This window comes from Herbaspirillum camelliae, assembly GCF_001929405.1.
Taxonomy (GTDB): Bacteria; Pseudomonadota; Gammaproteobacteria; order Burkholderiales; family Burkholderiaceae_D; genus Herbaspirillum; species Herbaspirillum seropedicae.
Genome location: NZ_KV880769.1, coordinates 2,717,448 through 2,737,404, shown reverse-complemented (window position 1 = coordinate 2,737,404; position 19,957 = coordinate 2,717,448). Strand labels below are relative to the sequence as shown.

General features: G+C 61.8%; 27 protein-coding genes. 6 read left to right on the top strand and 21 right to left on the bottom strand.

The features are described from left to right. Positions 1-9: 9 nt before the first annotated feature. Together ntrB and BGK68_RS12155 are read right to left on the bottom strand one after the other, a co-directional pair. Complete coding sequence (ntrB, locus tag BGK68_RS12160; protein WP_075257309.1) at positions 10-933, bottom strand: nitrate ABC transporter permease; 924 nt, start codon at positions 931-933, stop codon at positions 10-12. 81 nt (positions 934-1,014) lie between these two features. Beyond that, positions 1,015-2,313, bottom strand: coding sequence for a CmpA/NrtA family ABC transporter substrate-binding protein (locus BGK68_RS12155; RefSeq protein WP_233149300.1), 1,299 nt, complete (start codon positions 2,311-2,313; stop codon positions 1,015-1,017). Positions 2,314-2,790: 477 nt separating this feature from the next. Between BGK68_RS12155 and BGK68_RS12145 the strand changes: the two genes are divergently transcribed. After that, on the top strand, positions 2,791-2,949 hold the full coding sequence (locus BGK68_RS12145; RefSeq protein ID WP_017453079.1) for a DUF3309 family protein: 159 nt from the start codon (positions 2,791-2,793) through the stop codon (positions 2,947-2,949). A 156-nt stretch (positions 2,950-3,105) separates the two neighbouring features. After that, the gene (locus BGK68_RS12140) at positions 3,106-3,444 is read left to right on the top strand and encodes a hypothetical protein (RefSeq protein ID WP_075257307.1); all 339 of its coding nucleotides are present in this window, start codon (positions 3,106-3,108) and stop codon (positions 3,442-3,444) included. 135 nt (positions 3,445-3,579) lie between these two features. On the opposite strand, the gene osmB is transcribed toward BGK68_RS12140, so the two are convergent. The 13 genes from osmB to BGK68_RS12080 all read right to left on the bottom strand — a co-directional run bounded on the left by osmB (position 3,580) and on the right by BGK68_RS12080 (position 11,370). After that, positions 3,580-3,795, bottom strand: coding sequence for an osmotically-inducible lipoprotein OsmB (gene osmB, locus BGK68_RS12135; protein WP_013233227.1), 216 nt, complete (start codon positions 3,793-3,795; stop codon positions 3,580-3,582). A 61-nt stretch (positions 3,796-3,856) separates the two neighbouring features. Then, positions 3,857-4,195 carry a hypothetical protein gene (locus BGK68_RS12130; RefSeq protein ID WP_075257306.1) on the bottom strand — a complete coding sequence of 113 codons (339 nt, stop codon included), beginning with the start codon at positions 4,193-4,195 and terminating at the stop codon, positions 3,857-3,859. A 191-nt stretch (positions 4,196-4,386) separates the two neighbouring features. Beyond that, positions 4,387-4,557, bottom strand: a complete 171-nt coding sequence (locus tag BGK68_RS12125; protein WP_013233225.1) for a CsbD family protein — start codon at positions 4,555-4,557, stop codon at positions 4,387-4,389. 285 nt (positions 4,558-4,842) lie between these two features. Further along, positions 4,843-6,876 (bottom strand): PAS domain-containing sensor histidine kinase, encoded by a 2,034-nt coding sequence (locus BGK68_RS12120; protein ID WP_075257305.1) that lies wholly within the window; start codon positions 6,874-6,876, stop codon positions 4,843-4,845. A 154-nt stretch (positions 6,877-7,030) separates the two neighbouring features. Further along, positions 7,031-7,525: a response regulator gene (locus BGK68_RS12115; protein ID WP_233149299.1), complete on the bottom strand. Its 495-nt coding sequence runs from the start codon at positions 7,523-7,525 to the stop codon at positions 7,031-7,033. A gap of 74 nt (positions 7,526-7,599) precedes the next feature. Then, entirely contained in the window at positions 7,600-8,229 is a 630-nt protein-coding gene (locus BGK68_RS12110) for a response regulator (RefSeq protein WP_075257303.1), read from the bottom strand. A gap of 356 nt (positions 8,230-8,585) precedes the next feature. Beyond that, on the bottom strand, positions 8,586-8,915 hold the full coding sequence (locus BGK68_RS12105; RefSeq protein ID WP_013233222.1) for a BON domain-containing protein: 330 nt from the start codon (positions 8,913-8,915) through the stop codon (positions 8,586-8,588). Between the two features lie 93 nt (positions 8,916-9,008). Continuing rightward, complete coding sequence (locus BGK68_RS12100) at positions 9,009-9,386, bottom strand: cell envelope biogenesis protein TolA (RefSeq protein ID WP_075257302.1); 378 nt, start codon at positions 9,384-9,386, stop codon at positions 9,009-9,011. A 164-nt stretch (positions 9,387-9,550) separates the two neighbouring features. Continuing rightward, the gene (locus BGK68_RS12095; RefSeq protein WP_013233220.1) at positions 9,551-9,763 is read right to left on the bottom strand and encodes a CsbD family protein; all 213 of its coding nucleotides are present in this window, start codon (positions 9,761-9,763) and stop codon (positions 9,551-9,553) included. Between the two features lie 70 nt (positions 9,764-9,833). Next, positions 9,834-10,394, bottom strand: a complete 561-nt coding sequence (locus BGK68_RS12090) for a ferritin-like domain-containing protein (protein ID WP_083657787.1) — start codon at positions 10,392-10,394, stop codon at positions 9,834-9,836. A gap of 104 nt (positions 10,395-10,498) precedes the next feature. Next, positions 10,499-10,813, bottom strand: coding sequence for a DUF883 family protein (locus BGK68_RS12085; RefSeq protein ID WP_075257300.1), 315 nt, complete (start codon positions 10,811-10,813; stop codon positions 10,499-10,501). Positions 10,814-10,878: 65 nt separating this feature from the next. Next, positions 10,879-11,019, bottom strand: coding sequence for a hypothetical protein (locus tag BGK68_RS27825; RefSeq protein WP_156181733.1), 141 nt, complete (start codon positions 11,017-11,019; stop codon positions 10,879-10,881). 153 nt (positions 11,020-11,172) lie between these two features. Further along, positions 11,173-11,370: a CsbD family protein gene (locus BGK68_RS12080; RefSeq protein ID WP_075257299.1), complete on the bottom strand. Its 198-nt coding sequence runs from the start codon at positions 11,368-11,370 to the stop codon at positions 11,173-11,175. A gap of 494 nt (positions 11,371-11,864) precedes the next feature. Between BGK68_RS12080 and BGK68_RS12075 the strand changes: the two genes are divergently transcribed. After that, positions 11,865-12,329 carry a PA2169 family four-helix-bundle protein gene (locus tag BGK68_RS12075; protein ID WP_013233216.1) on the top strand — a complete coding sequence of 155 codons (465 nt, stop codon included), beginning with the start codon at positions 11,865-11,867 and terminating at the stop codon, positions 12,327-12,329. 134 nt (positions 12,330-12,463) lie between these two features. Here BGK68_RS12075 and BGK68_RS12070 read toward each other — a convergent pair whose 3' ends face one another. From BGK68_RS12070 to BGK68_RS12045, 6 genes are all read right to left on the bottom strand, one after another. Continuing rightward, complete coding sequence (locus tag BGK68_RS12070; protein ID WP_075256096.1) at positions 12,464-13,189, bottom strand: ABC transporter ATP-binding protein; 726 nt, start codon at positions 13,187-13,189, stop codon at positions 12,464-12,466. A 15-nt stretch (positions 13,190-13,204) separates the two neighbouring features. After that, positions 13,205-13,972, bottom strand: coding sequence for an ABC transporter ATP-binding protein (locus BGK68_RS12065; RefSeq protein WP_013233215.1), 768 nt, complete (start codon positions 13,970-13,972; stop codon positions 13,205-13,207). 15 nt (positions 13,973-13,987) lie between these two features. Next, positions 13,988-15,202, bottom strand: a complete 1,215-nt coding sequence (locus tag BGK68_RS12060; RefSeq protein WP_075256097.1) for an ABC transporter permease subunit — start codon at positions 15,200-15,202, stop codon at positions 13,988-13,990. A gap of 53 nt (positions 15,203-15,255) precedes the next feature. Then, on the bottom strand, positions 15,256-16,185 hold the full coding sequence (locus BGK68_RS12055) for a branched-chain amino acid ABC transporter permease (RefSeq protein ID WP_013232225.1): 930 nt from the start codon (positions 16,183-16,185) through the stop codon (positions 15,256-15,258). A gap of 566 nt (positions 16,186-16,751) precedes the next feature. Next, positions 16,752-17,723, bottom strand: a complete 972-nt coding sequence (gene ispH, locus BGK68_RS12050) for a 4-hydroxy-3-methylbut-2-enyl diphosphate reductase (protein ID WP_075257298.1) — start codon at positions 17,721-17,723, stop codon at positions 16,752-16,754. A 71-nt stretch (positions 17,724-17,794) separates the two neighbouring features. Further along, on the bottom strand, positions 17,795-18,250 hold the full coding sequence (locus BGK68_RS12045; protein ID WP_075257297.1) for an FKBP-type peptidyl-prolyl cis-trans isomerase: 456 nt from the start codon (positions 18,248-18,250) through the stop codon (positions 17,795-17,797). 195 nt (positions 18,251-18,445) lie between these two features. Here BGK68_RS12045 and radC point away from each other — a divergent pair, with 195 nt between their 5' ends. The 3 genes from radC to rpmG all read left to right on the top strand — a co-directional run bounded on the left by radC (position 18,446) and on the right by rpmG (position 19,755). Beyond that, positions 18,446-19,120: a RadC family protein gene (gene radC, locus BGK68_RS12040; RefSeq protein ID WP_075257296.1), complete on the top strand. Its 675-nt coding sequence runs from the start codon at positions 18,446-18,448 to the stop codon at positions 19,118-19,120. Between the two features lie 206 nt (positions 19,121-19,326). After that, positions 19,327-19,563: a 50S ribosomal protein L28 gene (gene rpmB / locus BGK68_RS12035; protein ID WP_006463730.1), complete on the top strand. Its 237-nt coding sequence runs from the start codon at positions 19,327-19,329 to the stop codon at positions 19,561-19,563. A gap of 24 nt (positions 19,564-19,587) precedes the next feature. Continuing rightward, a complete protein-coding gene (rpmG, locus tag BGK68_RS12030) occupies positions 19,588-19,755 on the top strand; it encodes a 50S ribosomal protein L33 (protein ID WP_006463731.1) in 168 nt (55 codons plus the stop codon). Positions 19,756-19,957: the final 202 nt, after the last annotated feature.

Below are 19,957 nucleotides of genomic sequence, written 5' to 3'. Positions count from 1 at the left end.
TCCCCTGCTTCAGTTGTTGACCTGCTCATAGGTAAAGGCCTTGGCCAGCGCCACCAGCAATTGCTCCAGCACCAGGCCGACCACGCCGATGACGACGATGGCGATGATGATGTGGGGCACGTTCAGGTTGTTCCATTCGTCCCAGACCCAGAAGCCGATACCCACGCCACCGGTCAGCATCTCGGCGGCCACGATGACCAGCCATGCGGTGCCGATGGACAGGCGCACGCCGGTGAGCATGTACGGCAAGACCGAGGGGAACAGGATCTTGGTCAGCACCTTCCACTCCGACAGGTTCAGCACGCGCGCCACGTTCATGTAATCCTGCGGCACGCGCTGCACGCCCACGGCGGTGTTGATGATCATCGGCCAGATCGAGCAGATGAAGATGGACCAGATCGCCGCCGGATTGGCGGACTTGAAGACCAGCAGCCCGATGGGCAGCCAGGCCAGCGGTGAGACGGGACGCAACAGACTGATGATGGGGCCGAACATGCGCGCCAGGAACTCCACCCGGCCAATGGCGAAGCCCAGCGGAATGCCGACCAGCGCAGCCAGACCAAAGCCCATGCCGACACGCTGCAAGGAAGCCAGCACGTTCCAGCCTATGCCCTGGTCATTGGGACTGTTGCGATAGAAGGGATCGGCAAACATCACGCCGGCTTCCTTGAGCGTCACCCACGGCGTGGGGAAGCTGCTGGTCTTCAAGGCGATGATCTGCCACACCAGCACCAGCAGGGCCAACCCGAGCAAGGGCGGCGCCACGCGCATGAAAAGTCCGCCACTGGCCAGGCGCTTCCTGGCCCTGCGAGCAGGGATGGCGGCCGGCGGCGAGACCGGCGCCTGGCTGTTGACGGCGGCCGGTGGGTGGTTGCCGGCAGGACCGGCAGGTTTGGCGTTCTCGCCCATGATGCTTTCGACGACTGCACTCATCGCTTTCCCCTTGCTGATGACACTTCGTTGTGAGGCGCGCGCCTGGGCGCGCCCGACCTGCCCTACCCGTCCTTACCCCTCTTACACCTTGATCTTGAAGGACTGCGCATAGGCCGCTGGATTCTTGCCATCCCAGACCACGCCATCCATGAGCCTGGAACTGCGCATGCTGTCCTTGGGCAGGGGCGTGCCGGTCATGGCGGCGGCTTCCTTGTAGAGATCGATCTGGTTGACGGCCTTGGCCACGGCCAGATAGTCGGGGTCGCTCTTCAACAGGCCCCAGCGGCGGTGCTGGGTCATGAACCACATGCCATCGGAGAGGAAGGGGAAGTTGACCTGGCCGTCCTGGTAGAACTTCATGTAGTTGGGATCATCCCAGGTCTTGCCCAGGCCGTTCTGGTAGCGGCCCAGGATGCGCTGGTCGATCACGTCCTTGCTGGTGTTGACGTAGGACTTGTCGGCGATCACCTCGGCCATGCGGTTCTTGTTGGTCAGCGAGGCGTCGATCCACTTGCTGGCTTCGAGGATGGCCGCCATCATGGCGCGACAGGTATTGGGATACTTCTTGACGAATTCCAGCGAGCTGCCCAGCACCTTCTCGGGATGGTCCTTCCAGATGTCCTGGGTCGTGGTGGCCGTGATGCCCACGCCATCGACAATGGCGCGATGCCCCCAGGGCTCGCCCACGCAGAAGCCATCCATATTGCCCACCCGCATGTTGGCCACCATCTGCGGCGGCGGCACGGTGATGACCTTGGCGTCCTTCATGGGATGGATGCCATTGGCGGCCAGCCAGTAATACAGCCACATCGCATGGGTACCGGTGGGGAAGGTCTGGGCGAAGGTGTATTCGCGCTTGTCGGTCTGCATCAGCTTGTAGAGCGATGCGCCATCGACGGCGCCCTTGTCGGCCAGCTTCCTGGATAGCGTGATGGCCTGGCCGTTGTGGTTCAGGCCCATGAGCACGGCCATGTCCTTCTTCTGGCCGCCGATGCCCATCTGCACGCCATAGATCAGGCCGTACAGCACATGGGCCGCATCGAGTTCGCCATTGGTCAGCTTGTCGCGCACGCCGGCCCAGGAGGCTTCCTTGCTGGGGATGATCTTGATGCCGTATTTCTTGTCCAGGCCCAGCACCGAGGCCATCACCACCGAGGCGCAATCGGTGAGCGGAATGAAGCCTATCTTCACCTCCTCCTTCTCGGGCTTGTCCGAACCGGCGGCCCAGGCGCCCCTGCCGGCCAGCCCCAGTGCGCCAGTGGTGGCCAGGCCCGCGCCCTGTATCAGCGTGCGGCGCTTGCCGTCCACCTGCTCGCCGCGCGCCGTCCCAGCCGGGTCTTTTGGTTCGTCGTGAGCCTTGTTGTGAGCCTTGAATTCCATAGCAACCTTCCCCATGCGTGTCGAATTATCGGAAGCCAACAATGAAAAAAGGCGTGTTCCAGCATGGAGGACCCTTGCCGGAAGACGCCTTTGTCTTGGACGGCGCGACCGCCGTTGGTCACACCTGCTGCGCACTGGCTGCGCTCTGACCTTCTTTCAGCAAAGAGCGTGCCAGTAGCCGGAAGCCTGGCGCAAAGCCGCGCCAGCATTGGTCTTCAGGAATCCACATGGAATGCGTACCGTGCCGCGCCGGCGCCGCCTGCGCGCCCTGCGCGGGCATGCTGCGCACTTCATTTGTGCCATGCACCAAGATGGCGGCCTCCCGCGTGCGGCCCGCCTACCTGCACTTGCCGCATTCTCCTACAGCATCTTGCGACGCACGCTGATCGTTGCGGCAGGCCTGCCGACCTATGATGCTTCAGCACTATCGCTCGCCTGGCGAGCCAACGTACCCATCAATAACAAAGGAGAACGTCCATGACCCTCGGCACCATCCTGCTCATCGTCCTTATCCTGATCCTGCTGGGCGTGATCCCGGCCTGGCCGCACAGCCGCAACTGGGGCTATGGTCCCAGCGGCATCGCTGGCACCATCGTCATCATCCTGCTGATCCTGCTGTTGCTAGGGAAGATATAGGCAGGAGCAATCCTGCCCGTGACCGCGCAAGCCTGATAACATCCGGGTTGCGGGGGGAACACGGCGCGCACGGTGCCTGGTCACCGTCCGCGCCGTGTTCTTTTCGGGCATCCTGCAGGGATGCCGTTTCCGCAACGTGAATGGAGTCCCAAGCAGATGAATAAAAAGCTCCTCGCCCCCACCCTCCTGTCTTGCCTGGCCGCACTGGGCCTGTTCGGCGCAGCGGCGGTCCATGCGGCCGATGCACCGCAAGCCAGCCCCAGCCCGGATCCCGCCCGCTGGTACGAAGCCGACGATACCCCCCAGGCACGCTTGCGCAACCTGAACCAGGAAACCGCTGCGGCCTACGCGGAGGCCTTGGCCGCCTGCAAGTCGCTCAAGGGTAAAGAAGCCGCCAACTGCCGCCATGAAGCACGAGTAGCCCGCAAGGATGACGCTGCCCGCGCCAAGCGCATCCATGACGACTACCAGCACAGCCTCAAGGACGACTCCTGATCCTGGCCCCGGACACGAAAAACGCCGCGACGAATTGCTTCGACGCGGCGTTGTTCATTTGACGCCTGAAACGCTCGCGCCATGGCGCGGCCGCTCAGGTGGATAGACGGGTTCTCGTGCTGCCAGAGCCTGGGCTTACTTGCCCACCTGGTTGCCGATCACGCCGCCCACTGCTGCGCCACCCACGGTACCCAGGCCGCTGCCACCCGTCAGGATGGCGCCACCCACGGCACCGGCGCCGGCGCCGATGGCGGTGTTCTTGTCACGTTGCGACATGTTGCTGCAGCCGGTCATTGCCGAGAAAGCGAAGATGGCCAGCGAAGTCACCGCCAGTTTTTGAATTGTTTTCATGAAGCTCTCCTCATTATCCAGTTGAGTCGGCGCGAGCAAGCTGCACCGGCCAAGGGACCGCTCAGGTCGACGGGCGCATGATCACGCGCGGTCGCTGCGCAGGCTCCTGCTGATCGCGATAGACCGGCGTCGTGGCAGTTGCCTGGTCCCGTCCGCCCGCGCCAAACACCAGCACGGCATTCTGCAGGGACCGGGAGCGCTTGCCCTGGGCCATGTCCATGTATCGGAATTTCTTTAGCCCTTGCTTGTGCAGACGGGCTGCATCGGCCGGCATGTGCCGGTCCATTGACGGAACCGACCAGCGCGAGGCGCCGGCGGCTGCGGGCGCAGTGTCTGCAAAGACGTGGGGGGCGAAGGCCGAGGTGGCGGCCAGCATGCAAATACCGACTATTTTTTTCATGGTCTGCCCTTTCAGGGATCCCTTCTGGCGGTGAGCAAAAAATTGTGTGACAAATCGAGAACTCTTTTGCGTTTCGCGGCTCTATCACACCAATGCACACATGGTCGCGGAAATTGCTGCGCCACAAAATCAGCGCTTTCCGATTCTCGTGTAGGACTTTTCCTACACAGCCACCTCAGCGTGGCGCGGCCTTAGTCCTTCGCGGCTTCCTTGGCATCGCCATAGGTCTTCTGCACGTTGCCTTCCACCTGGCGCGCAGCGCCCTTGAGCTCCTGGCTCTTGTTTCCGGTCAGCTCACCGGTCTTTTCCTGCACCTTGCCTGCGGCTTCCTTCAAGCTACCTTTGACTTGATCCTTGTTCATGATCGCTCCTTGTAGGGGTTGGACTGCCTGATAAGGGAAAAATGGAGGCGCGACACCGGGGCAATGCGTTGCCCTTCCATCGGCCCTCGCCGCGCCCTTGAAGGGCTGTTGCGACGATGAATCCATGGTAGCGATGAGCCTGGATGCGGCCCATCAGCGCTTCGCCCTTTCGGGCGTAGGAATAACCGAAAATGGTTGCAGGAAAATGACGCCCGCCTCCCCGCGCGCCAAAAAGCACAAAGCCGCCCTGAGGCGGCTTTGCGGGGGTTGAAACGGCTTGCGGCTTCAGGCTTCGCTGGAAACCAGCTCAGGCCGGATCGGCAAGCTGATGGTGATGAGCGCGCCCTTGCCGGGCGTGGAGCGGATATCGACCTCGCCGCCGAAGAAGGTGGCGCGTTCGCGCAGGCCGCGCAGGCCGTAGGTCTTGTGGTTGTCGCGCCGCTCTTCGGGAATGCCCACACCATCGTCACGCACGGTCAACGCCACGTGGTCTTCATCGATATCCAGGATCACGTCCACCTTGCTGGCCTTGGCGTGCTTGGTCACGTTGTTGAGCATTTCCTGCAGCATGCGGTAGATGGCAATTTCCATTTCATGTCCCACCTCCACGTCTTCATCGGGCAAGCTGGCATGGCAGGCAATGCCGGTGCGCTCGTGCAGTTCATCGAGCTGTTCGGAGATCGCCGCTTTAAGGCCGAACAGGTCCAGGGTATTGGGCCGCAGCTCGGTCTGGATACGCCGCGTGGTGGCCACCAGCGACTTCATCAGGCCTTGCATGCGGACCTTGCGGTCGGCCCATTTTTCATCCGGCGGCAGGATCTGGTAGACCCCCTCCAGATGCATCGACAAGGCCGTCAGCGACGCGCCCATGTTGTCGTGCAACTCGCGGGCAATGGCGCGCTTCTCTTCCTCGCGCACCGTCTCCAGGTGGTTGGTCAGCTCGCGCAGCAAGGCCGTGCGCTGGATGACGGTCTTTTCCAGCTGGCTTTCGCGCTGGCGCAATTCGTCCTCGGCCTGCTTGCGCTCGGTGATGTCGGTGCTGATGCCGATGACGCCCTGGACGCTGCCATCCTTGCCGAACCAGGGCACCTTGGCGGTCTGGAAGGTCACCACGCCCTCGGGCAGATGCAGCGTCTGCTCCAGCTTCTCGGGCTTGCCCGAGGCCATCACGCGGCGATCGTCGCGATCGATGGTATCGGCCTCTTCCGGCACCAGGAACAGCTCGCGGCTGGAGCGGTACATGGTTTCCTCCCAGGTCTTGCCCAGCTTGTGCAAGGTGGCGGGGTTGGCGAAGATCATCAGGCCCTGGCGGTTCTTCACGAAGATGGGGTCGCTGGTGCTTTCACTGACGGCGTTCAACAAGGCGCTGGTCTCGGCCAGCTTCTGGGCATTGCGGGTGCGCTCGCCGTATTCGCTATCGAGACGGCTGGCCGAACCCCAGAAGATGAACAGCACGATGACGCCATTGATCAGGGTCAGCGTCGGCAGCAGCAGCTCCGGCAAGATCCAGCCATGGGTCATGCCCCAGTTGAGCAAGAGACTGAAGGCCAGCAGCAGGAACACCGTCTGCGGCAGCAGGTGGCGCAACATCTGGCCGCCTGGGGCGATGCGGGTGATGATGGCCATGAGCGGATGGGCCGGCCGCGCCATGAGCAGCGCCGTGGCCAGCAACGCCATGACCAGCGCCGACAGCAGCGACACCGGCAGCGGGAAATCCAGGTAGACGAACTGGCTCACCCCGTACAGGTAGCCCACCAACGGAATGGCCGCCAGCCCGATCAGTGCAAAGGAAAGATATTCAGCCGGATAGTAGCCGCCCAGCATGCGCCAGTCCTGCAGCAGCAGCACCGCCGCCATGACCACGAAGCCCAGCGAGAGCAAGGGCGGGATCACCAAGGGCGACAGCGGATGGTTCTGGTCGATCGGCAGCCAGCCCAGCGCATACATGAGTCCATGCGCCAGCGTTGCCAGCCCCAGCGCCAGCAGCATCCAGGACAAGCCCGCAGCGACGCGGCGCAGCCCCGAGCGGCGCGCACCGCCGTGGATGCAGCGCAGGTAGAGGGCCGACGCGCCCAGGATCAGGCCGACGGCCGTCATCTCGCGCATCTCCAGCAGGCCCGAGAGCAGGCGCCGGTATTCCTCGCCCAGCAGGCCGGCCAGCAGCACCACCAGGCCCAGCAGGATCACGGCCATGGCCAGACCCATGGCCAGCGTGGCCATGCTGCTGTAATGCGCGTGGGACGCGGCGAAATACTCGACCGATGCGCTGTTCTGGATATCGGCGGAGGACGGACGAAGGCCGTCGTTGTTCTTCTGCATCGTCGGAAATCCCTTGCTCTAGCTCTAGCTGTAGCTCTAGCGCGGCCGCTGCGGCACGCCAGCACCGGCTCTGCTTCTGATGGTCTGCTTCATCGCGCACGCGCCGAACCGCCCTGGCGCCGCGACATGTGGCAGCGCATACGCGCTGCACCCCTCAAATCCCGCCCGCCTGGGCCGGCCCCTGGGGCGAGTTGTTGCTCGATGAACTGCGTCCGGCCTTGCCCGCCCGCTGCTGCGCCAGCTCTTCGAGCAGGTCGCACAGCAAGGGCAACTCGGAAGATTTGTCGAAGAAATGCTGAACCCCGCATTGCACTCCTACCCGCCGATATGTTGGACTGACGTGATTGCTGAACACCACCTTGATCTCGCTCTGCCGCCGCGTATTGGAACGGGCCAGCGCCTGCAGCAGGCTCATGCCGTTACCCTGCTTCAACTGGATATCTAGGATGAGTACGTCGTAGCTGTGCTGCTGCAGGTGGCGCAAGGCGTCCATTTCCGTCTCGGCATACCCCACCAGCCGCACGCCCCCGATCTCGGCCAGGCTTTCCACGATCAGGTCCCGCACATCCTCCGAATCCTCGACCAGGAAGATGCGCAAGGGCGTCCCTTCGCTATCGCGCTGGGGCCTGGTGTTGAGAATATCGTCCATGATGCGCCGTACCACGTTTCCTTGCTGGGCCCGGCGTGCCTGCCGGGCAGGCATCCGCCCGGATGCGCCGGGTGTCAGTCGATCAGGTTGTTCTTGATCGCGTAATAAATGATGTCCGCATTGTTGGTCATGCTCATCTTCTGCAAGACCCGCGAGCGATAGGTGCTCACGGTCTTCACCGACAGGCAGAGCTCGTCGGCGATCTGCGTCACGCCCTGGCCCTGCCCCAGCTTGTAGAAGATCTCGTACTCGCGCTGCGAAAGGGTCTCGTGCAAGGGCTTTTCCGAATCCACCGGCTCGCTGGTGAGCAGCTCGGCCACGCCATAACTGATGTACTTGTGTCCGCGCAGGATGGTATTGATGGCGTTGACCAGCTCGGTGGCCAGCGCCTCCTTCTGCACATAGCCCGAGGCGCCGCTGCGCAGCACCTGGACCGCATAGCGGCTCTCGGGGTGCATCGACAGCATCAGCACCGGCAACTCCGGCTTTTCGCGCTTGATCTGCTTCAGCACTTCCACGCCGCTCTTGTCGGGCATTGCAATATCGAGCAGGACGATGTCCCACTCCTGGGTGCGGACCAGGCGGATGGCTTCCTCCGCCGTGCTGGCCTCGCCACCGATTTCCATCGACGGAATTTCAGAAATGAAGTGATGCACACCTGCCCGTACGACCGCGTGGTCATCGACTACAAGTATTTTTGTCATGGCAATTTTGAGCGGTGAATGGATATACCGGCGCCTGTGACGCCGCCTGCTATCCTGGGTAGTACTTTATTGTGTTATGGGTCCGCCATGCTGCCAGTCGGGTCCCGGAAGACCGGCGCCGGCAAGCGGGGCGCCTCGCTGCTGCTGCACTTTCCTGCACTCCCTGGTCCGCCCCTTCCAAGGCGGGCGGACTCCCTGCGAATGCCCGTGGCATCGGCTTGTCACTATACCTGACTGCCCCTGGCCTGTCTTCTTCCGGAACGCACCGGCTCGCCTGCACGCGGTCGCCGCGCTCTGGAAGTAGACAAGCGCGAACCGGTCAACAGACCGGTTGCGCGCTCACAAGTTCCCTGCCCTTATTGCTTCAGGCGCAGGTCATTACGCACCGAGACCACACCCTTGACGCCACGGGCCAGTTCGGTCGCACGCGCCGCTGCAGTGGAGCTGGAGACGAAACCGGAGAGCTGGACCACGCCCTTGTAGGTTTCGACGTTGATTTCGGTGGACTTGAGATCCTTCTCGTTGAAGATGGCGGCCTTCACCTTGGTGGTGATGACGGCGTCATCGACGTATTCGCCGGTGCCTTCCTTGTTAGGACCGGAGGCGCAGCCCACCAGCGACACCATGAACAGTGCCAGGAAGAAACCGATGAAACGCTTGGTGAGGGACATTTTGGTCAGGGACATGATGATCTCCTAAAGAAGTAAAAAGGGAGGCGATCCGGGCGGCAGGCGCGCCGCCCGCGCATCGCAACAAATCAGTGATGACGGGCGGCGTGATTACTTGCCGTACTTGGCCTTGGCATTGGCCACGCATTGATCCTTGGCGTCACCGCTCATGGCGTCGCACTTTTCCTTGGCGACGTCATAGTTGGCGTCGTTCTTGTCCTTGCGGGCGTCCTTGTCGGCTTCAGCGCCCTTGCGCTTGGCCTTGGCGTCGGCCAGCGCCGACTCATGGGCGGCCTTGGCTTCCTTCTCGCAGACGTCCTGGTCGTTGCCCTTCAAGGGACCACATTTCTTCTTGGCAGTCTTGTAGTCGGCATCGGCCTTCTTCTTGTCGGCCTTGTATTGAGCGCCCGCCGGATCGGCAGCAAACGCTGCACCCTGCATGCCGATAGCGGCGACGCCGAAGATCATGGTTGCGATGATTTTTTTCATTGTGTCCTTCCTCATGGTTTGCTCTTGGTTGTGGCCCTGGGCCGTTGTTATGCAGGCTAGCTAGCCGGCCTGCTTCCTTCTCCTGCACTCACACCTGCACTCTCACGTTCGCGTTTCCACGCTTGCCTGATATCGAACCGACCGGCCAAGGCTGGCCTTAATGCTTATTGGCGCCAGTCCTTGTTGCGGTCTTCGAAGTCGCGGATCTGTTTCTCGGCTTCATCCTTGGAGACGCCATAGGCTTCCTGTACGCGGCCCACGAGCTGGTCGCGCTTGCCGGCGATGACGTCGAGGTCGTCATCGGTGAGCTTGCCCCATTGCTCCTTGGCCTTGCCCTTGAATTGCTTCCAGTTACCTTCGACGATGTCCCAGTTCATAGTGATCTCCTTGTTGTGATGGAGCGGGGCAGTCCCCGCCAGCTTGCCCGGGCATGCCCGGAACGAAGTCTTACAGGCCCAGCAGGTCGCTCATGTCGTCGGCGTGCTCTTCTTCCTGGGCCATGATCTGGATGAGCATGTGCTTGGTGGTCGGGTCGTCGTCACCGATGCGTTCGATCATCTGGCGGTACGCCTCAATGGCCACGCGCTCTTCCACCAGGTTGGCGCGGATCATTTCCTTGATGTCGGAAGACTCGTCGTACTGCGCATGACTGCGTTCGGCGATGGTTCTGGGATTGAAGTCCGGCTCGCCATTCAATTGCACAATGCGCTCGGCGATCTGGTCGGCGTGGCTCTGCTCTTCCTGGGCATGCTGGAGGAACTCGCCCTTGATGGCTTCGATCTCCAGGCCCTTGGCGGTGTAGTAGTGGCGCTTGTAGCGCATCACGCACAGCAGCTCGGTAGCCAGCGCATCGTTGAGCATGGCGATGACTTCTTCGCGATTGCCGCGATAACCTTCGGTGACCGCACCTTCATCGATCTTGGCGGCCGCCGCACGGATGGCCTGCTTGTCGAGGTGGAAGGGGGTGGACTTCACATCGGTCTTGGGGGGATTCTTGGTCATACTCATTCCTTTTCTCCGGTGACTTGACTAACGCGCAAGAGAAGTCACGTCTCTGCGCCTGGCTGAACCCGGCCATGCCGCACTGGCATCATTCCGGTGTGTTCCGGGAATCAGTAGCGATCTGTGCTGCGGCCCACGGCCAGGCCTACCAGCAAGCCGATACCGGTGCCGATGGCGATGGCGCGCCAGGGATTGGACTGCACGTAGTCATCGGTGGTGGTGACGATCTGACGACCGGTATCGACCACCGCTGCCTGTGCATCCTGGGCGGTGTTGAGCGCCTGCTCCAGAAGATCCTGGGCGCCGGCGCGCAGGTCATCGGCCTTCTTGCCGGTGGCATTGGCCGCTTCGGCGAACATGTCCTGGGCCTGCTGCAGCAGGGATTGCACATCGGTACGGACAGTCTTGAACTTGTTGGCTTGCATGCTAGCCCTCCATGAATTCGTTTCGGGTTGATCGAGGCGGCCATGCCAGCCTCGGCGTAGGGTGCTTACATGAGGTATTGCAGAACGATCAGCATCAGCACCGGCACACCCAGAAGCCATCCGAGCACGAGCTTGTCCATGTCGTCTCCTCCCATCTTGTTCTTGCTGATGCCGGGTGCTGGTGGAACGCTATCGCGTTGCAACATCCGGCGCCTCCTTGCATGTTCTGCATGCTCTTGGCTACCTGCATGTCTGCGCACTTGAGCAAGTAGTCAACACGATATCGATCCCTTGTCGCGCTTTGTATCGGCGCCATCCCGATTGCCGTGTAGGACAACGGGCCACGCCGAGCGCCACAGTCAGAGCGAACCTGCGCGCTGGCGCAGCGAACGCTTGATCAGCTCTTGCGCCTGGCCCACGGCATGCATGATGCGACCATCCATCTGGCGACGTTGCGCAGCGCGCTGCAGGTTGACATTGCCCAGTGCGGCGCCCAGGTTTTCCTGGAACTTGCCCAGCGCAAGCTGCCACTGGCCGTGGATGGTCTTCTTGTTCATGTGCGTCTCCTCGTGGTCAAGGTGGTCGGGTTCTGCCCTCGCAGGACAGCCTGTACAGCATGGAAAAATGGTAGCAACGCCATACTGCAGGGCTCTATAGGACGCCGGCCGATTGTCTTGTAGGACAACGCGCAAAGCCTTGCGGGAACTGGATTTGCGCCATTCTGAGGAGAGTTTGTGAACGGGGGGTTTTCAGCGCATGGGAAGATCGTTTCCTACAGGCGCTTGCGGCCTCGTCCGATGGCGTAGGGGCCTATGCGCTCCTAGGATGAAACTGTGCAGCAAGGCGACGCCACTGCTGCAATCCATTGAACCCATCACAAGGAGAATCCCATGGGCAAGTATTTCCTCGCGTGGCTGTGCGGCGTACCGGCTTTCCTGCTGGTGCTGATCTACTTCTTCGCTCACTGACCTGCCTGATTCCACGGACTGCCGGCGTGACCTAAGTTTTCTAAATAAGTCGCGCACGGCGCTTTGCCAGAAAGGAGACCACCATGACCAACGACCACCTGATTTCCACCCTCAACGACCTGATCCAGATTTCCATGGATGGCGAGAAGGGCTTCCGCGCCTGTGCTGATGACGCTCAGGAGCGCTATATCCCGTACAAGGACACCTTCATGGCGCGCGCCACTGAATGCGCGCAGACCGTGCTGGACCTGCAGGACCTGGTACGCCGGCTGGGCGGTGAACCGGCCAGTCACAGCACGCTGGGCGGCGCGCTGCACCGCCAATGGGTCAACCTGAAGAGCGCCATCACCGGACGGGATGACGAAAGCATCCTGGAAGAATGCGAACGGGGCGAGGATGCCGCCGTCAACGCCTATCGCAAGGCCTTGAGTGAAGATCTGCCGACCGACATCCGCCTGCTGATCGAACGCCAGTACCAGGGCGTGCTGGCCAACCACGACAAGGTCAAGAGCCTGCGTAATGAGGTGCGGGCGCGCAAGGCGGCCTGATCCTCGATGCGTCAAATATGCAATGACGCAAGCATGAAAAAAGCGCAGCCGGTGTGGCTGCGCTTTTCATTGATACCGCAATCTTCCTGCAAATAATTTATATCATTTACAGAAGAACGGGCACTTCAGCACTCTCAACCTTCACCGAGATAAGCCGCCTTCACCCGCGGATCATCCAGCATCTGCTGCGCCTGCCCCTGCATGGTGATCAGGCCCGACTCCATCACGTAACCGCGATGCGCCGCCTCCAGCGCCAGCTTGGCGTTCTGCTCCACCAGCAGGATGGTGATGCCCTGCGCCGACACATTGCGGATCACCTCAAAGATCTTCTCCACCATGATCGGCGACAAGCCCATCGACGGTTCATCCAGCAACAGCAGCTTGGGATGACTCATCAACGCCCGCGCCATCGCCAACATCTGCTGCTCGCCGCCCGAGAGCGTGCCCGCCATCTGCGCCGCGCGCTCCTTCAGGCGCGGGAAGACCGCGAACCACTTGTCGATATCGGCCGCGATCTGGCCCTTGTCGTCGCTGGTGTAGGCGCCCATCAACAGGTTTTCCTGGATGCTCATGCGCGTGAAGACGCCCCGCCCTTCCGGCACCATCGCCAGCTTGTCCTTGACCAGCTCGAAGGACTTCTTGCCCTTGAGCGCCTGGCCCAGGTACTCGATATGCCCCTCGACGCGGCTGGCCGGCAGCGTACCGGTGATGGCCTTGAGGGTGGTGGTCTTGCCCGCGCCGTTGGCGCCGATCAGCGTGACCAGTTCGCCTTCGTTGACCTCCAGGTCAATCCCCTTGACGGCCTGGATGCCGCCATAGGCCACGCTCAGTTGTTGGACTTTAAGAATGTTCGTTGTCATGTTCTATGGTCTCGCTTAATGTCCCGCACCCAGATAGGCCTCAATCACCGCCGGGTTCTTCTGCACATCGGCCGGCACGCCTTCGGCAATCGGCTTGCCGTAGTCCAGCACCGTGATGCGGTTGCACAGGCCCATCATCAGCTTGACGTCGTGCTCGATGAGCAGGATGGTCTTGCCTTCGGCCTGGATCTTCACCAGCAGCTCGCGCAGGCCCAGCTTCTCGGTGGCGTTCATGCCGGCAGCTGGTTCGTCCAGCGCCAGCAGTTGCGGATCGGTCGCCAAGGCGCGGGCGATCTCCAGGCGGCGCTGGTCACCATACGACAGGTGACGCGCCGTGCGCTTGGCGAACTGGCCGATGCCCACGAAGTCCAGCAGCTTCTGCGACTTCTCGCGGATGGCCGCTTCCTCTTCACGGGCGGCCTTGTGGCGGAACACCGCACCGAAGACGTTCTGCTTGGTGCGCACATGGCAGCCCACCATCACGTTTTCCAGCACGGTCATCTCGCCGAACAGGCGGATGTTCTGGAAGGTGCGGGCAATGCCGGCCTTGGCCACTTCATGCGGGGCGCTGGGCGAATAGGGCTTGCCGTCCAGTTCGAAGGTGCCGGTGTCGGGTTGATACAGGCCAGTGATGACGTTGAAGAAGGTGGTCTTGCCCGCGCCATTGGGGCCGATCAGGCCATAGATCTGGCCGCGTTCGATGGTGATGCCCACGCCGTTCAAGGCTTGCAGGCCGCCGAAGCGCTTGCTGACGTCGCGGATCTTGAGCAGTGTCTGGCTCATCTTGTTCTCTCCTGCTTAGGCTTTGACTTCGCCGGTCGTGCCGACTTGGGTATGGTCCGCTTCGGGGCGGTCTTCATGGCGCGGCGAGGGCCACAGGCCGGCCGGGCGGGTCAGCATGATCACCACCATGGCCAGGCCGTAGAGCAGCTGGCGCAGCACTTCGGCATCGATCCAGACCTTCCCGAAGAGGGCCATCTGCACCGGCTCCACCACGTGACGCAGCACTTCCGGCAGCGCCGCCAGGATCACGCCGCCCAGCACCACGCCAGGAATGTGGCCGATGCCGCCCAGCACCACCATGGCCAGCACGGCGATGGATTCGGTCAGCGAGAACGATTCCGGCGAGACGAAGCCCTGGAAGGCGCCGAACATGGCCCCGGCCACGCCGCCAAAGGACGCGCCCATGGCGAAGGCCAGCAGCTTGACGTTGCGGGTGTTGATGCCCATCGCCTTGGCGGCGATCTCGTCTTCGCGAATGGCGACCCAGGCGCGGCCCAGACGCGAATCCTGCAGCCGCACCGAGAAGAAGATCACGCCGATGCACAACAGCAGGAACAGGAAGTAATAGGCGTTGACCGAGGGCATGCTCATGCCGAAGACCTGGACCATCGAGCCCGAGCCGGGCTCACCGGCCAGCGAGACGCCGAACACCTTGATCGGATCGATCAGGTTGATGCCCTGCGGCCCGTTGGTGATGTTGACCGGGGCGTTGAGGTTGTTCATGAAGATGCGGATGATCTCGCCAAAGCCCAGCGTCACGATGGCCAGGTAGTCGCCGCGCAGCTTCAGGGTCGGCGCGCCCAGCAGCGCACCGAAGAGCGCAGCCAGCAAGGCCGAGATCGGTACGATCAGCCACAGCGAGAGGTGGATGCCGTTCTGCACGATCTCCGGGCCGCACAGCCATACCAGGAAGTTGCCGACGCTGGGATAGGTGTTGACGAAGGATTCGATGACCGCCGCAAACTGCGGCGAGGCCAGCAAGCCCGCGGTATACGCACCGATGGCATAGAAGGCGATGTAGCCCAGGTCCAACAGGCCAGCAAAGCCCACCACCACGTTCAGGCCCAGGGCCAGCATGATGTAGAGCAGCGCCACGTCCATGATGCGCACCCAGGAATTGCCGAACTGCTGGGCCACGAAGGGAAACACGATCATCAGGGCCAGCAGCAACAAGAGGCTGGTGCGGGCTTGCTGCGGATTGCGCTTCATGTCGAAAGTTAGGAGAGCCATAGGTCTTCTCTTCTGGTTCTGTAAAGGTGTGGATGACTAAAGGAGTAAGGGGCTCAGGCGCGGTCAGCCACGCGCTCGCCCATGATCCCGGAGGGACGCAGGGTCAGCACGATGATGAGCACGATGAAGGCAAAGATGTCCTGGTAGTTGCTGCCCAGGAAGTTGCCGGTGAGGTCGCCGATGTAACCCGCGCCCAGGCTTTCGATCAAGCCCAGCAGGATGCCGCCAAGCATGGCGCCGTAGATGTTGCCGATGCCGCCCAGCACGGCGGCCGAGAAGGCCTTCAGGCCGGGTACGAAGCCCATGGCGAATTGCGCGGTGGAATAGTTGGCCGCCCACATGACCCCGGCAATGGCCGCCAGGCCCGCGCCGATGGCGAAGGTGACCACGATGACCTTGTTGGCGTCCACGCCCATCAAGCCGGCGATGCGTGGGTTCTCGGCGGTGGCGCGCATGGCGCGACCCATCTTGGTCTTTTCCACGATCAGCACCAGGCCCACCATGGCCAGCACGGCCAGCGCCAGCAGCATGATTTGCGTGGGCGAAATGAGGGCGCCGGCGATATGCACCGGGTCCGACGGCATGACCTGCGGGAAGGGCAAGGGGCTGCGGCCCCAGATCATCATGGCCAAGGTCTGCAACAGGATGGATACGCCGATGGCCGTGATCAGCGGGGCCAGGCGCGGGGCATTGCGCAGGGGCCGGTAGGCGATGCGCTCGATGAGCAGGCTCACCACGATGCACACCGGAATGGCGCCGACGATGGCGATGACCAGTTGCACGATGCCCGGCAGGCCGGGCGCCACCTGCTGCACCACTTTGAGCAGCGACAGGCCGACCATTGCACCCACCATCAGGATGTCGCCGTGGGCGAAGTTGATCAGGTTCAGCACCCCATACACCATGGTGTAGCCCAGGGCGATCAGTGCGTACATGCTGCCTAGCACCAATCCGTTGATGATCTGCTGGATGAAAATGTCCATGGTTAACTCTTCGATCTAGATGAAAACAAGAAAAACGCGGAGGCCTGCACCGGGCGGGCGCTGCACGAAAGCATGGCGATTAGCAAAATCCGTTCCCGGAGGCCGGGATACGATCATTGCCCTTCAACCAAAGGCTTGCTCAGCCAAGCTGACAGACGGGGACGGAGGGAAGTGAAGCGATATCAGCCGCTATCGCCGCGGATGCGACAGCAGCGCCTGTGGCGGGAATGCCGACAAGACCGGCGCAGGCCGGCTGGCAGATGGACTTGCATGGTTGGGGTCTCCCTGTCTCTCGTTACGCCGCGTTGGCGGCGCGCCGGGCCTCGCTCGAAGGAGGCTTCTCGCGTAGCCGCCTTTTGGGCGGCTCGTCAATATTGGTGCGGAATTATACTCAGAACCTTCATACAATCCAGCAGAAAGACTCGGCTGTTACATAAGAAAGCGCGGTAAGACCAGTGAACTGCACCGTTTTATTGCATCAACTGCGGCCAAATTGAAAAAGGCTTGCATCGGCAAGCCTTTTAACGCAATCCATGCGCTCCACGCTCTTCAGTGTCGACTCAGCCTCAGGCCGCTATCTCGCTGGTCGCCGTGCGCGCCCCCAAGCCCTTGGGCAAGGGGAAGGTGACGTTTTCTTCAATCCCTTCCAGCACCCGCACGCTGCGCGCACCGATTTCCTTGATGCGGTCGATCACGGCCTGCACCAGCACTTCCGGCGCGGAAGCCCCCGCAGTGACGCCGATGCGCTGGCGCCCCTGGATCCATTGCGGATCGATCAGGGCGGCATTGTCCACCATGAAGGCCGCCACGCCCTTCTTCTCGGCCAGCTCGCGCAGACGATTGGAATTGGAGCTGTTGGGGCTGCCCACCACGATGACCACATCCACCTGCGGCGCCATGAACTTCACGGCTTCCTGACGGTTGGTGGTGGCATAGCAGATGTCGCCCTTCTTGGGCTCGGAAATGGCGGGGAAGCGCTCGCGCAGGGCGGCGATGATCTCGGCCGTGTCATCCACCGACAGCGTGGTCTGGGAAACATAGGCCAGCAGGGCCGGGTCGGCCACCTGCAGGCGCTGCACGTCTTCTACCGTTTCCACCAGGTGCATGCCGGCTTCGGTCTGGCCCATGGTGCCTTCCACCTCGGGATGGCCGGCGTGGCCGATCATGATGATCTCGCGACCCTCGCGGCGCATCTTGGCCACTTCCATATGCACCTTGGTGACCAGCGGACAGGTCGCGTCGAACACCGTCAACCCGCGCTCGGCCGCCTCGGCCTGGATCGCCTTGGACACGCCATGGGCCGAGAAGATGACGGTGCTGCCGGCCGGCACATCGGCCAGCTCCTCGATGAACACCGCACCCTTGGCGCGCAGGTCGTTGACCACGTAGGCGTTGTGGACAATCTCGTGGCGGACATAGATCGGTGCGCCGAACTGCGCCAGCGCGCGCTCGACGATCTCGATGGCGCGATCCACACCCGCACAGAAACCACGGGGCTGGGCCAGCAGGATTTCGGATTCGGCTTTATCCACGGTCATGGTGATTTCCTTGATTCTTCACGACTTTCTTCACTACTTCACTAGCACTGCATCGCCAAATATCGAGGCGCTTACAGGATTCCTATGATTTTCACTTCGAACTTCAATGTCTGGCCGGCCAGCGGATGATTGAAGTCGAAAATTGCGCCATCATCATCCATCGCCCGCAGGATGCCTGCGAAGCGGCCGCCGCCGGGCGCAGCGAAATCCACCAGGTCACCGATGCGATATTGCTCGTCCATGGAAGAGTTCTCTTCCAAGGTGGCGCGGGAAATGCGCTGCACCAGTTCATCGGTGCGCTCGCCGAAGGCCTGGGCCGGGGCCAGTTCGAAGGTCTGGTGTGCACCCTCGGGCAAGCCCAGCAGGCAGGACTCCAGGAACGGCGCCAGTTGCCCCTGCCCGAACTGCAGCGTGGCCGGATTCTCGTTGAAGGTGCTGACGATGTCTTCCCCGTCCAGCGAGGCCAGGCGGTAATGCAGCGTGAGATAGGCGTTTTCGGTGACGACGGGTGCGGATGGGCTGGGCATGGCAGAAACTCGGATAGGCACAATAGCCCGCTATTGTAAGCCACGTTGGCCTGCCGCGCCGGGGCCGGCTTCATCTTCGCGACCAGGCGGGCGCACTTCCCTGCACTGTCCTTGAGGCGGCTCAAGACCCGCTGGGGCGGCCGGGACCGGGCAGGCGATTTCCTTCATTTCCTTCATTTTCAGGAGTTTCAAGACATGGTGATCACGGATTGGCCCAAGGAACAAAGGCCGCGCGAGCGGATGGCCCAGCACGGACCGGCGGCGCTGTCGGACGCGGAATTGCTGGCGATCTTCCTGCGCGTGGGTATTCCCGGCAAGAATGCAGTGGAGCTGGCCAGCGAGACGATACAGCGCTTCGGCTCGCTGGACGGCGTGCTGGGGGCTGTCGAAAAAGACCTGCCGCTGGGCAAGGGCCTGGGACCTGCCATCTGCACCCAGTTGCGGGCGGTGCTGGAAATGTCCCGCCGCGCCATCCACACGCAGATGCGGCAGCGCGAATTGCTCAATTCGACACGAGCGGTAGGCGACTACCTGAAACTGATGCTGGCCCATCGCGAACAGGAATGTTTCGTCGCCCTCTTCCTGGACGTGCGCAACAAGCTCATCGGCACCGAAGAATTATTCAAGGGCACGCTGACCCAGTCCGCCGTCTACCCCCGCGAGGTCATCAAGGCCGCGCTGCGGCATAACGCAGCCTCGGTCATCCTGGCCCATAACCATCCCTCGGGCGACCCCGAACCCAGCGACCACGACCTGCGGCTGACCGAAGCACTGGACGAGGCGCTGCAGATGATGGACATCCGCCTGCTGGACCATTTCGTGGTGGCTGGAACACGTCTCTACTCCTTCGCCGACCATAGGAAGATCTAGCGCAGCACCACTCGAACAGGCGGCAAACCCGCATGGCAAGCGGCTTCTGCGCCAACTAGGCAGGTTCAGGAAAGCTTGATGCAAACAATTGTTAAATATCTAGGTATCACGATGACACAATTGTTTTTCGCAAGTCATTGAAAAGTCTAAGTTTTTTCCTTATACTCTCGTTTTTCCCAAATTCGGAAATTTTTAAGGAGTCTCACATGGCACGTGTCTGCCAAGTCACCGGGAAGGGGCCGATGGTCGGCAACAACGTTTCCCATGCAAACAACAAGACCAAGCGTCGTTTTCTGCCCAACCTGCAGAACCGCCGCATTTTCGTCGAATCCGAGAACCGCTGGGTTTCGCTGCGTTTGTCCAACGCCGGCCTGCGCGTGATCGACAAGATCGGCATCGATGCCGTTCTGGCCGATCTGCGTGCTCGTGGCGAAAAAGTCTAATTAGCAGAGTAAAGGAAATCTATCATGGCGAAATCCGGCCGCGACAAAATCAAACTGGAGTCGACCGCAGGTACTGGTCACTTCTACACCACCACCAAGAACAAGCGTACTACGCCCGAAAAGATCAGCATCATGAAGTTCGATCCCAAGGCACGTAAGCACGTCGAATACAAGGAAACCAAGATCAAGTAATTGATCCCGGTCTCCCGATGAAAAACCCGCAGAGCGATCTGCGGGTTTTTTGTTGCCTGTGCACGGCCATCGTCCACTGCCCTGCCCCTCCCCTCGCGCCGCTGCCTTGACGCAACGCCGGGAGCGCCTCGTCAAGCCTCGCCGCTGATGGCGCCGGGCAGCGGCGCCGCGACAGGAAAAGGGCCGTAGACTGGCCAACGGC

Bases quoted from the DNA above. Each gene is read 5' to 3' on its own strand.
- BGK68_RS12110 (WP_075257303.1), bottom strand. From the start codon at position 8,229: ATGACAAAAATACTTGTAGTCGATGACCACGCGGTCGTACGGGCAGGT.
- BGK68_RS12060 (WP_075256097.1), bottom strand. From the start codon at position 15,202: ATGGCTCTCCTAACTTTCGACATGAAGCGCAATCCGCAGCAAGCCCGC.
- BGK68_RS12155 (WP_233149300.1), bottom strand. From the start codon at position 2,313: ATGGAATTCAAGGCTCACAACAAGGCTCACGACGAACCAAAAGACCCG.
- rpmB (WP_006463730.1), top strand. From the start codon at position 19,327: ATGGCACGTGTCTGCCAAGTCACCGGGAAGGGGCCGATGGTCGGCAAC.
- BGK68_RS12115 (WP_233149299.1), bottom strand. From the start codon at position 7,525: ATGGACGATATTCTCAACACCAGGCCCCAGCGCGATAGCGAAGGGACG.
- BGK68_RS12100 (WP_075257302.1), bottom strand. From the start codon at position 9,386: ATGAAAAAAATCATCGCAACCATGATCTTCGGCGTCGCCGCTATCGGC.
- ispH (WP_075257298.1), bottom strand. From the start codon at position 17,723: ATGACCGTGGATAAAGCCGAATCCGAAATCCTGCTGGCCCAGCCCCGT.
- BGK68_RS12090 (WP_083657787.1), bottom strand. From the start codon at position 10,394: ATGAGTATGACCAAGAATCCCCCCAAGACCGATGTGAAGTCCACCCCC.
- BGK68_RS12105 (WP_013233222.1), bottom strand. From the start codon at position 8,915: ATGTCCCTGACCAAAATGTCCCTCACCAAGCGTTTCATCGGTTTCTTC.
- BGK68_RS12070 (WP_075256096.1), bottom strand. From the start codon at position 13,189: ATGACAACGAACATTCTTAAAGTCCAACAACTGAGCGTGGCCTATGGC.
- BGK68_RS12145 (WP_017453079.1), top strand. From the start codon at position 2,791: ATGACCCTCGGCACCATCCTGCTCATCGTCCTTATCCTGATCCTGCTG.
- BGK68_RS12120 (WP_075257305.1), bottom strand. From the start codon at position 6,876: ATGCAGAAGAACAACGACGGCCTTCGTCCGTCCTCCGCCGATATCCAG.
- BGK68_RS12085 (WP_075257300.1), bottom strand. From the start codon at position 10,813: ATGCAAGCCAACAAGTTCAAGACTGTCCGTACCGATGTGCAATCCCTG.
- BGK68_RS12095 (WP_013233220.1), bottom strand. From the start codon at position 9,763: ATGAACTGGGACATCGTCGAAGGTAACTGGAAGCAATTCAAGGGCAAG.
- BGK68_RS12065 (WP_013233215.1), bottom strand. From the start codon at position 13,972: ATGAGCCAGACACTGCTCAAGATCCGCGACGTCAGCAAGCGCTTCGGC.
- radC (WP_075257296.1), top strand. From the start codon at position 18,446: ATGGTGATCACGGATTGGCCCAAGGAACAAAGGCCGCGCGAGCGGATG.
- osmB (WP_013233227.1), bottom strand. From the start codon at position 3,795: ATGAAAACAATTCAAAAACTGGCGGTGACTTCGCTGGCCATCTTCGCT.
- BGK68_RS27825 (WP_156181733.1), bottom strand. From the start codon at position 11,019: ATGTTGCAACGCGATAGCGTTCCACCAGCACCCGGCATCAGCAAGAAC.
- BGK68_RS12075 (WP_013233216.1), top strand. From the start codon at position 11,865: ATGACCAACGACCACCTGATTTCCACCCTCAACGACCTGATCCAGATT.
- BGK68_RS12080 (WP_075257299.1), bottom strand. From the start codon at position 11,370: ATGAACAAGAAGACCATCCACGGCCAGTGGCAGCTTGCGCTGGGCAAG.
- rpmG (WP_006463731.1), top strand. From the start codon at position 19,588: ATGGCGAAATCCGGCCGCGACAAAATCAAACTGGAGTCGACCGCAGGT.
- BGK68_RS12140 (WP_075257307.1), top strand. From the start codon at position 3,106: ATGAATAAAAAGCTCCTCGCCCCCACCCTCCTGTCTTGCCTGGCCGCA.
- BGK68_RS12055 (WP_013232225.1), bottom strand. From the start codon at position 16,185: ATGGACATTTTCATCCAGCAGATCATCAACGGATTGGTGCTAGGCAGC.
- BGK68_RS12045 (WP_075257297.1), bottom strand. From the start codon at position 18,250: ATGCCCAGCCCATCCGCACCCGTCGTCACCGAAAACGCCTATCTCACG.
- BGK68_RS12125 (WP_013233225.1), bottom strand. From the start codon at position 4,557: ATGAACAAGGATCAAGTCAAAGGTAGCTTGAAGGAAGCCGCAGGCAAG.
- BGK68_RS12130 (WP_075257306.1), bottom strand. From the start codon at position 4,195: ATGAAAAAAATAGTCGGTATTTGCATGCTGGCCGCCACCTCGGCCTTC.
- ntrB (WP_075257309.1), bottom strand. From the start codon at position 933: ATGAGTGCAGTCGTCGAAAGCATCATGGGCGAGAACGCCAAACCTGCC.